The organism is Pseudothauera lacus, assembly GCF_003034845.1.
Lineage (GTDB): Bacteria > Pseudomonadota > Gammaproteobacteria > Burkholderiales > Rhodocyclaceae > Pseudothauera > Pseudothauera lacus.
This window is the reverse complement of sequence record NZ_PZKC01000026.1, coordinates 1-9,719: the sequence shown is the minus strand read 5'-3', so window position 1 is coordinate 9,719 and position 9,719 is coordinate 1. Positions and strand designations below refer to the sequence as shown.

Annotated in this window: 10 protein-coding genes; all 10 read left to right on the top strand. The window is 62.6% G+C overall.

Annotated elements, in window-relative coordinates; all coding sequences use genetic code 11:
• A partial coding sequence (locus tag C8261_RS17390; RefSeq protein WP_219905235.1) for a hypothetical protein occupies positions 1-184 on the top strand: 184 nt, incomplete at its 5' end.
• 44 nt (positions 185-228) lie between these two features.
• Positions 229-717 (top strand): hypothetical protein, encoded by a 489-nt coding sequence (locus tag C8261_RS16950; RefSeq protein ID WP_107494912.1) that lies wholly within the window; start codon positions 229-231, stop codon positions 715-717.
• A 33-nt stretch (positions 718-750) separates the two neighbouring features.
• On the top strand, positions 751-1,896 hold the full coding sequence (locus C8261_RS16945; protein WP_107494911.1) for a hypothetical protein: 1,146 nt from the start codon (positions 751-753) through the stop codon (positions 1,894-1,896).
• Between the two features lie 286 nt (positions 1,897-2,182).
• A complete protein-coding gene (locus C8261_RS16935) occupies positions 2,183-3,328 on the top strand; it encodes a hypothetical protein (protein WP_107494909.1) in 1,146 nt (381 codons plus the stop codon).
• Between the two features lie 445 nt (positions 3,329-3,773).
• Positions 3,774-4,916 (top strand): hypothetical protein, encoded by a 1,143-nt coding sequence (locus C8261_RS16930; RefSeq protein WP_107494908.1) that lies wholly within the window; start codon positions 3,774-3,776, stop codon positions 4,914-4,916.
• Between the two features lie 429 nt (positions 4,917-5,345).
• Entirely contained in the window at positions 5,346-6,434 is a 1,089-nt protein-coding gene (locus tag C8261_RS16925; protein ID WP_107494907.1) for a DUF6708 domain-containing protein, read from the top strand.
• Between the two features lie 44 nt (positions 6,435-6,478).
• Positions 6,479-7,207 carry a putative type VI secretion system effector gene (locus C8261_RS16920; protein WP_107494906.1) on the top strand — a complete coding sequence of 243 codons (729 nt, stop codon included), beginning with the start codon at positions 6,479-6,481 and terminating at the stop codon, positions 7,205-7,207.
• 50 nt (positions 7,208-7,257) lie between these two features.
• On the top strand, positions 7,258-7,986 hold the full coding sequence (locus C8261_RS16915; protein ID WP_107494905.1) for a putative type VI secretion system effector: 729 nt from the start codon (positions 7,258-7,260) through the stop codon (positions 7,984-7,986).
• 50 nt (positions 7,987-8,036) lie between these two features.
• A complete protein-coding gene (locus C8261_RS16910; protein WP_107494904.1) occupies positions 8,037-8,759 on the top strand; it encodes a putative type VI secretion system effector in 723 nt (240 codons plus the stop codon).
• 293 nt (positions 8,760-9,052) lie between these two features.
• Positions 9,053-9,719, top strand: a 667-nt coding sequence (locus tag C8261_RS16905) for a hypothetical protein (protein WP_146161707.1), incomplete at its 3' end; no start/stop codon positions are given.

Sequence of the window (9,719 nt, the reverse complement as noted above, 5' to 3'; positions counted from 1 at the left end):
GCATACCTGCCGCACCCCGCACTGGCCTGCCACCCATGAAGCGCTCGCCGCCAGCGGCGGCCCCATGCGCCCGCCTCCGGGCGCGAGCCCCGACCACCAGCCCCTGCAGCGCCACGAGCAGTTCATCAGTGCCTTCTGGCTGCTGTGCGCCATCGCCGGCTGGGCGTGGCTGATCGGCAGGTGAAGGGCCGATGCAGGAATCCGACAATCGCTGCAAGAGGTTCTGTGATGGGGCTTGAAGTCCTCAGGGGGCGGATCTCGCACTACCAGGCGGAACGCCACTTCGCCGATTTCGTGTTCACCAACCAGGACCGCAAGGGCATGGGCGTACTGACCGTCACCGCCGCCCCGGCCAACCAGTGGGCCATGGGCGCACACGTCGACGGGCGCTCACGCAACGGTATGCTGGCCCTGCGCATCATCCACACCCAGCGTGTCCCCAACACCGCAAAAAGCGCCACGACCATCCAGTCGCCGCGCATCCCGCGCAACTCCGGCCCCGTCTTCAAGCGCGTGCGCGTAAGTACGCGCTTCTGGCCCGATCAGGCGGGCGACCCCCAACTCGTGCTGCCGTCGGACAGCGGCCGCATCGACACCCTCAATGCCCGGGCCTCGCACTACATCGCCCGCTCGGAAGCCGCCCGCGCCGAAGCCCAGGCGCGGGCCACCGCGTGTCATGAGGCCGGTCGCTGCTCGGGGGACCAGATTCTCTGGTAAGCCCGACCCGTTCAACGACACATGCAACGACACATGAAAATCGGCAAACTCAAGCTCATCCGCGAACTGCGCGACCTGCCGGTGGTGGAAACCGCCAACGCCCTGCACATCAAGCACATCGGCGTGCTCGAACCCCTGCAGAAAACCGCCACCGAGCACATGGTGCTCGACAACTTCATCGAGGAAGCCAACACCGCCTATCTGCAAACCCGACTTGGAGGGGATGATTCGGCGGGGCTGGGGGTGTCCATGGCCGCACTGGTCGCGCTACCGGGGGCGTTTATTTTTTTCTTTCTTTCACTCGCAAACGTTCTTCTGGTGGCCCAAAGTCCTGAGTGGATGGATTCGACAACTAAGGTCATTGCATACGTCGTAGGTTTCGTAGGGGCTGCCGGCCTCCTGCTAGCGTTATCCTTTGGCCTACAAGCCTTGTCAGGAGACTTGGTCAAAGACCGCGACACGTACTACCGCATTTGCCGTCGTTCCGGAAAGCTCTATACGTACCGCCTTGGGCGACTGGTCTGCTCCAGGCTCGACGACCTCGTGCCGTGCCACTTCCGCACCGGCACGGCCACCGCGGCTGTCGGACTGCTGTATCTGGTCGACTACGACCGCGAACACAAGGTCGCCCGCTACGCTCACAAGATCAGCGCTTCGTCTCCGCTCAAGGGTGACAGTCAGGCCATCTGGGAGTTCTATCGCCGCTACATCGACGGCGAGTTCGACCACTGGCGGGTGATGACCCAGGCGCCAGCCCTCGAATACGGCCCCATGGCCGTCATGCGCAACTACTGGCCCGCCCGCATCGGGCGCAGGCTGATCGACCGCGGCGGTGCATGGGGACTGCCGGGGGTGCTGGTGGTTCTCATCGGCGGCCTGCTGGTCGGCGGCCCGTGGCTGTTCGTCACCTGGGCGCATGGGCGGCTCACCGGGCCGGACTGGTCCGGCATCCCGGCTGAAGAACTCACCCCTGACCCGGTCGAGGAGGCCGACCACCCGGTGCTGCTCAAATTCGACCCCGTCAGGAGTGTCAACCCCTCCCCGGCAAAATGGGAAAAGCCTTTTTACACCGCAGCGATGGCGCTCGGCGTGCCGGTGTGGATCGGATTGATTGGAGGGGCTATGGCTGGTGCTGTGTGGGCAGGAGCAATGGGGCTTCATCTATTTCTAAGCATCTAAGCAATATAGGGAGCAATGCAGTCGCCGCCACGCATCCCGCAGAACACCGAAGCGCGTGCGTACCCGCCGGCCGCCCGATCAGGCGGGCGACCCCCAACTCGTGCTGCCGTCGGACAGCGGCCGCATCGACACCCTCAATGCCCGGGCCTCGCACTACATCGCCCGCTCGGAAGCCGCCCGCGCCGAAGCCCAGGCGCGGGCCACCGCGTGTCATGAGGCCGGTCGCTGCTCGGGGGACCAGATTCTCTGGTAAGCCCGACCCGTTCAACGACACATGCAACGACACATGAAAATCGGCAAACTCAAGCTCATCCGCGAACTGCGCGACCTGCCGGTGGTGGAAACCGCCAACGCCCTGCACATCAAGCACATCGGCGTGCTCGAACCCCTGCAGAAAACCGCCACCGAGCACATGGTGCTCGACAACTTCATCGAGGAAGCCAACACCGCCTATCTGCAAACCCGACTTGGAGGGGATGATTCGGCGGGGCTGGGGGTGTCCATGGCCGCACTGGTCGCGCTACCGGGGGCGTTTATTTTTTTCTTTCTTTCACTCGCAAACGTTCTTCTGGTGGCCCAAAGTCCTGAGTGGATGGATTCGACAACTAAGGTCATTGCATACGTCGTAGGTTTCGTAGGGGCTGCCGGCCTCCTGCTAGCGTTATCCTTTGGCCTACAAGCCTTGTCAGGAGACTTGGTCAAAGACCGCGACACGTACTACCGCATTTGCCGTCGTTCCGGAAAGCTCTATACGTACCGCCTTGGGCGACTGGTCTGCTCCAGGCTCGACGACCTCGTGCCGTGCCACTTCCGCACCGGCACGGCCACCGCGGCTGTCGGACTGCTGTATCTGGTCGACTACGACCGCGAACACAAGGTCGCCCGCTACGCTCACAAGATCAGCGCTTCGTCTCCGCTCAAGGGTGACAGTCAGGCCATCTGGGAGTTCTATCGCCGCTACATCGACGGCGAGTTCGACCACTGGCGGGTGATGACCCAGGCGCCAGCCCTCGAATACGGCCCCATGGCCGTCATGCGCAACTACTGGCCCGCCCGCATCGGGCGCAGGCTGATCGACCGCGGCGGTGCATGGGGACTGCCGGGGGTGCTGGTGGTTCTCATCGGCGGCCTGCTGGTCGGCGGCCCGTGGCTGTTCGTCACCTGGGCGCATGGGCGGCTCACCGGGCCGGACTGGTCCGGCATCCCGGCTGAAGAACTCACCCCTGACCCGGTCGAGGAGGCCGACCACCCGGTGCTGCTCAAATTCGACCCCGTCAGGAGTGTCAACCCCTCCCCGGCAAAATGGGAAAAGCCTTTTTACACCGCAGCGATGGCGCTCGGCGTGCCGGTGTGGATCGGATTGATTGGAGGGGGCATTGCCGGAGCAATCTGGATGGGACTGATGATGCTTCATATGGTTCAGAACATGTGATTTTCTTTCGCCAACACGATGGGTTTCGTGCTCTCCGGTCAAAGCGCCTTCGGCACGAACAGCCGAGCGGAATGCACCATCGAGGCTCGCACAATGGCATGCTGAGACTGCGCGTCACCCACACCCAGCGCGTCCGCAATACGGCCAAGACGCCCTCCCCCTTACCTCCGCGACCAAACATCTCAGTAAACAGCACCCCCAGCTTCAGGCGCGTACGTGTAAGCATCCGACTATGGCCCAACCAAGTGGGCGAACCTGCGCTCGTGCTGCCGTCGGATAGCGGCCGCATCGAAACGCTCAATGCCCCAGCCACGCACTACATCGCCCAGGCCGAGGCCGCCAGGCGCGAGGCACAGGAGCGGGCTACCGCCTGCTATGAAGCCGGCCGCTGCTCAGGCGATACCATTTACTGGTAGGCAAGCACCTGCCCAAATCACCACGACAAATGAGAATCGGCAAGCTTCAACTCACCCGCGAACTGCGCGACCTGCCCGTACTGGAAACCCCAAACGCGCTACACGTCAAGCACATCGGCATCCTCGAACCCCTGCAGAAGACGCCTACCGAGCATCTTGTGCTCGACAATTTCATCGAGCAGGCCAATACAGCCTACGTACAGACCAGACTAGGGAAAAACGATATCGCCGGACTGGGGATTTCTGCGGCTGCACTAATAGCAGCACCGGCAGCATTAGCATCCCTTCTGATCACACTGAGCCTATTTGCAGCCCTCTTGCATACAGGAGGTGAAACCGGCGGATCGGTCGATATTGTTAGCTACAGCGTCAGTTTCGTAGGGCTAATCAGTTTCTTCATCTCATTGCTATTTGGCCTCCAGGCCCTATCTGGCGACCTGGTTCAAGACCGCGACATCTACTACCGGATCTGCCGACGCGCCCGAAAGCTCTACACATGGCGCCTTGGCCGTTTGGTGTGCTCGAACCTCGACGACCTCATCCCCTGCCATTTCCGCACAGGCACAGCCACCGCTTCGGTCGGGGCTCTGTATCTGGTCGATTACGACCGCGAGCGCAAGATCGCCCGCTACGCACACAACATCAGCGCGTCTTCCTCGCTCAAGGAGGACAGTCAGGCCATATGGGAATTCTACCGTCGTTACATCGACGGCGAATTCGATCGCTGGCGAGTCATGACCCAGGCACCTCCGCTCGAATATGGCCACATGGCCGTGATGCGCAGTTACTGGCCGGCGCGCATCGGGCGCAGACTCATCGACCGCGGCGGCCTGTGGATCCCCGTGGGCCTGCTGGTAGTACTCGCCGGCGGTTTGCTGGTCGGGGGGCCCTGGCTGTTCATCACCTGGGCACACGGACGCCTGAAGGGGCCAGACTGGTCGGGCATCCCCACCGCGGAGCTGACGCCCGATCCGAAAGAAGAGGCTGCTCATCCGATGCTGCTGAAGTTCGACCCTGCCAGGAGCACCAATCCCGTCCCTGCCTCATGGGAGAAGCCCTTGTATGCCTTTGCTGCGGCTCTTGGTGTGCCGGTATGGATTGCCTTGATCGGAGGGGCCATCGCCGGGGCCGTATGGATAGGCTTGATCGGCATGCAGATCATGAGTACGTAAAAGACGCCTCTTTTGAATTTTGAGCGGGTGAACTGGGCTTCAGAAGCGGTGGAGCTGGCCGGGTCAAGGGCGGGCGGAGCCCGGCGAAGCGTATCCTTGACGCGGACAGCTCCACCGCCACGCTTGAGGGCTCGTGGCAGGCAAAGCCTTGCGCCGCCTGCCCCCGAGCCCGTCCGGCGGCGAGGACTGCTCTTCTCGCGGGGTTGAATTCGGGGCGGCCGGTAGCCACGAAGCTCACCCAGCGGCACCCGCAACCAACCCACTCGTTTTTCAAAAGAGTCTAAAAGACAGATAGCGGCGCAACTGCACACAGCGATCGACATCATGATCAAGTCATAATGGCGGGCAGCTCCCGGTCGACAAGCTCTCCATGCCCAACCTCGTCCTGCCCATGCTCAGCGAGCAGCGCATCATCACGGTAAACGACTGATGAGCGCCCCGAAAAAGCGGCGCTTTGGCGCCTTCGGCTCCATCGACCGCAAGTACCGCCAGTGGCGCTACCTGCCCGGCGTGCGCCATGGCTCCGGTGCGCGCCCGGATGGTGAGCGCCTGGTCTATCGCATCAACGAGACAACACTGGAGATTGGCGGAGGAGGCTCATTTGTCAGGGGGTATCTGTGGCCGTTGGGTCTGACTGCCATCCTCGTCTCATGTGCCTTGACCTACGGTCTGATCACAATTCTCTCGTTCGACGACATCGTAACCGAGCCAGGCATGGCCGCAATGGACTATGCCCTTCTTATCGGCGGGACACCCATTTTAGTTGCGGGCTTTGCTTTTGGAGTTCTCCTCTTCTTTGGGGACCTTTTCGGGTACACCGACGCCCCGGTGCGCTTCGACCGCGCCCGGCGCCGGATCTACGCCTGGCGTGATCACCCCCAGGGCCCGGAGGAGTACGACTGGGATGCCGTCAAGGTCGTCACCCAGGACGTGCGCGGTCCCACCCAGGTAGCCACGTCCTTCAAGTCCGTTCTCCTCGTCGATGAGGACGAGCACGGCGAGGTCCGTTTCAGCCGCAAGCTGCCGCGCATCGTGCAGATCGGCGAGGTGTCGGCCAGCCCTGAGCAGGCCCTGCAGGCGTATGAGTTCGTCCGCCTGTTCATGGAACAGGGCCCGGCCGCGCTGCCCCCGGTGCGCCACTACCTGAGCGTGCGCCGGCGCGGCCTGCGCGCCTTCGTCGATGTGCTGGGCATGATGCGCGCCACGCCCATCGCCGCCCTCACCTCATCCGGCCGCCCTCCTCGCGAACGCGCCCTGGCCGCGGCCCTGATCGCCAGCATCGGCCTTCTCGCGCCGATGTTGATGTGTTTCCAGATCGCCCATGGCATTGCCATGCATACCTGCCGCACCCCACACTGGCCTGCCACCCATGAAGCGCTCGCCGCCAGCGGCGGCCCCATGCACCCGCCTCCGGGCGCGAGCCCCGACCACCAGCCCCTGCAGCGCCACGAGCAGTTCATCGCCACCTTCTGGCTGCTGTGCGCCATCGCCGGCTGGGCGTGGCTGATCGGCAGGTGAAGGGCCGATGCAGGAATCCGACAATCGCTGCAAGAGGTTCTGTGATGGGGCTTGAAGTACTCAGGGGGCGGGTCTCGCACTACCAGGCGGAACGCCACTTCGCCGATTTCGTGTTCACCGACCAGGACCGCGAGGGCATGGGTGTGCTGGCCGTCGCCGCCGGCCTGGCCGGCCTCTCCGGACAGGCCGTGGGCATGGCCAGTGCGGCCGGCAGTACCAAGGAGGAAGCCGATTACCTTCAGTTCGAGATCGACGGCAAACCAGTCAAGGGCTGGGTATGGCGCAGCCCCTTTCAGGAGGGCGACAGGGTTGAGGTGGCCGCCGAATGGCAGGCGGACCATTACGAGCTCTATGCCATTACCCGTCCGGCGGACAACACCATTGCCCTGTATCCGCATTGCTCGCGGGGCAGCAAGAGCCATTGGCGGAACGCTTGGTCGTCATGGCTGTGGGGAACCGCCTATTTCATATTATTTGGAATGTGCTTCTTGGGTGTATTCGGATTTTTCAGGGGTGAGACCCTCACCGACGAGGATTACATAGAGTACCTATCGGTAATGCTAGCCGGCTCAACCGTATTCTTTTACCCCTTCTTCGCCCTCATGACCTGGTCCCTGGGCCGCAAGTGGATGCCTTTCGTGCGCATGTCCGAACGGGTCTTTACCGCCCTGGGCTGGGACAACCCCGCCGAGGTCGACCTGGTCAAGCGCTCCAAGGCCCAGCGGCGCGGCGGCGAAGCGCTGGAGTACGGCGTGTTCTATTTCCGCTACTGAACCGACTGGCAGGTGAAGGAACTTGAAGATGCGCTGCAAGAGCTTCTGTGATGGGGCTTGAAGTACTCAGGGGGCGGATCTCGCACTACCGGGCGGAACGCCACTTCGCCGATTTCGTGTTCACCGACCAGGACCGCAAGGGCATGGGCGTGCTGGCCGTCACCGCCGGCCTGGCCGGCCTCTCCGGACAGGCCGTGGGCATGGCCAGTGCGGCCGGCAGCACCAAGGAGGAAGCCGATTACCTTCAGTTCGAGATCGACGGCAAACCGGTCAAGGGCTGGGTATGGCGCAGCCCCTTTCAGGAGGGCGACAGGGTTGAGGTGGCCGCCGAATGGCAGGCGGACCATTACGAGCTCTATGCCATCGCCCGTCCGGCAGACAACACCATTGCCCTGTATCCCCATTGCTCCCGAGGCAGTAAGAGCCATTGGCGGAACGCTTGGTGGTCATGGCTATGGGGAACCGGCATCTTCATATTTTTTGGAATGCTGTTCGTAGGTGTTATTGGCTTGTTTGTGGGCGAAAGCCATGCGGAAGGGCTTTACGGCAAAGTTCTATTTGCTGCGCTAGCCGGATCTGTCTCATTTTTTTACCCCTTCTTCGCCCTCATGACTTGGTCCCTGGGCCGCAAGTGGATGCCTTTCGTGCGCCTGTCCGAACGGGTCTTTACCGCCCTGGGCTGGGACAACCCCGCCGAGGTCGATCTGGTCAAGCGCTCCAAGGCCCAGCGGCGCGGCGGCGAAGCGCTGGAGTACGGCGTGTTCTACTTCCGCTACTGAACCGACTGGCAGGTGAAGGAACTTGAAGAAGCGCTGCAAGAGGTTCTGTGATGGGGCTTGAAGTACTCAGGGGGCGGATCTCGCACTACCGGGCGGAACGCCATTTCGCCGATTTCGTGTTCAACGACCAGGACCGCAAGGGCATGGGCGTGCTGGCCGTCGCCGCCGGCCTGGCCGGCCTCTCCGGGCAGGCCGTGGGCATGGCCAGTGCGGCCGGCAGCACCAAAGAGGAGGCCGACTACCTTCAGTTCGAGATCGACGGCAAGCCGGTCAAGGGCTGGGTGTGGCGCAGCCCTTTCCAGGAGGGCGACAGGGTCGAGGTGGTCGCCGAATGGCAGACGGACCATTACGAGCTCTATGCCATCACCCGCCCGGCTGACAACACCATTGCCTTGTATCCGCATTGCTCGCGGGGCAGCAAGAGCCATTGGCGGAACGCTTGGTGGTGGTGGCTCAAAGGAACCTCTGCGTTCGTGGTTATGGGTTTGCTCGTTTTGGAAGCAAGCATGTTCTTGATGGATGCGACGATACTGTTCGATAAAGAGGCCGCAACATACTTCCTGCTTGGTGTTCCCAGCATCTTCTTCCCCTTCTTCGCCCTCATGACCTGGTCCCTGGGCCGCAAGTGGATGCCTTTCGTGCGCCTGTCTGAACGGGTCTTTACCGCCCTGGGCTGGGACAACCCCGCCGAGGTCGATCTGGTCAAGCGCTCCAAGGCCCAGCGGCGCGGCGGCGAAGCGCTGGAGTACGGCGTGTTCTACTTCCGCTACTGAACCGACTGGCAGGTGAAGGAACTTGAAGAAGCGCTGCAAGAGGTTCTGTGATGGGGCTTGAAGTACTCAGGGGGCGGATCTCGCACTACCGGGCGGAACGCCATTTCGCCGATTTCGTGTTCACCGGCCAGCGGCGCAAGGGCATGCCACCAGGCGCGGTGAGCGCTTGCACAGCAGAGATCGGCACCATGATTAAGTCATAATGGCGGGCAGCTCCCGGTCGACAAGCTCTCCATGCCCAACCTCGTCCTGCCCATGCTCAGCGAGCAGCGCATCACCAAGGTGAACGACTGATGAGCGCCCTGAAAAAGCGGCGCTTTGGCGCCTTCGGCTCCATCGACCGCAAGTACCGCCAGTGGCGCTACCTGCCCGGCGTGCGCCATGGCTCCGATGCGCGCCCGGATGGTGAGCGCCTGGTCTATCGCATCAACGAGACAACACTGGAGATTGGCGGAGGAGGCTCATTTGTCAGGGGGTATCTGTGGCCGCTCGGCCTCGCATTCTGTGTAGCAACTGCAACGCTAGTTGTAATGTCGTTTCTAATTTTGCTTGACGCCCAATCCTCCAGTACCGAAGACGTCTTTTGGGACTACGTGATCGTCGTAGCATTCTTCTTCCTCGCTTTTCTTTGTGGTGTATTCGGGGCCATGCTCTTCATCGGGGACCTTTTCGGCTACACCGACGCCCCGGTGCGCTTCGATCGTGCCCGGCGCCGGATCTACGCCTGGCGTGATCACCCCCAGGGCCCGGAGGAGTACGACTGGGATGCCGTCAAGGTCGTCACCCAGGACGTCCGTGGTCCCACCCAGGTGGCCACGTCCTTCAAGTCCGTTCTCCTCGTCGATGAGGACGAGCACGGCGAGGTCCGTTTCAGCCGCAAGCTGCCGCGCATCGTGCAGATCGGCGAGGTGTCGGCCAGCCCTGAGCAGGCCCTGCAGGCGTATGAGTTCGTCCGCCTGT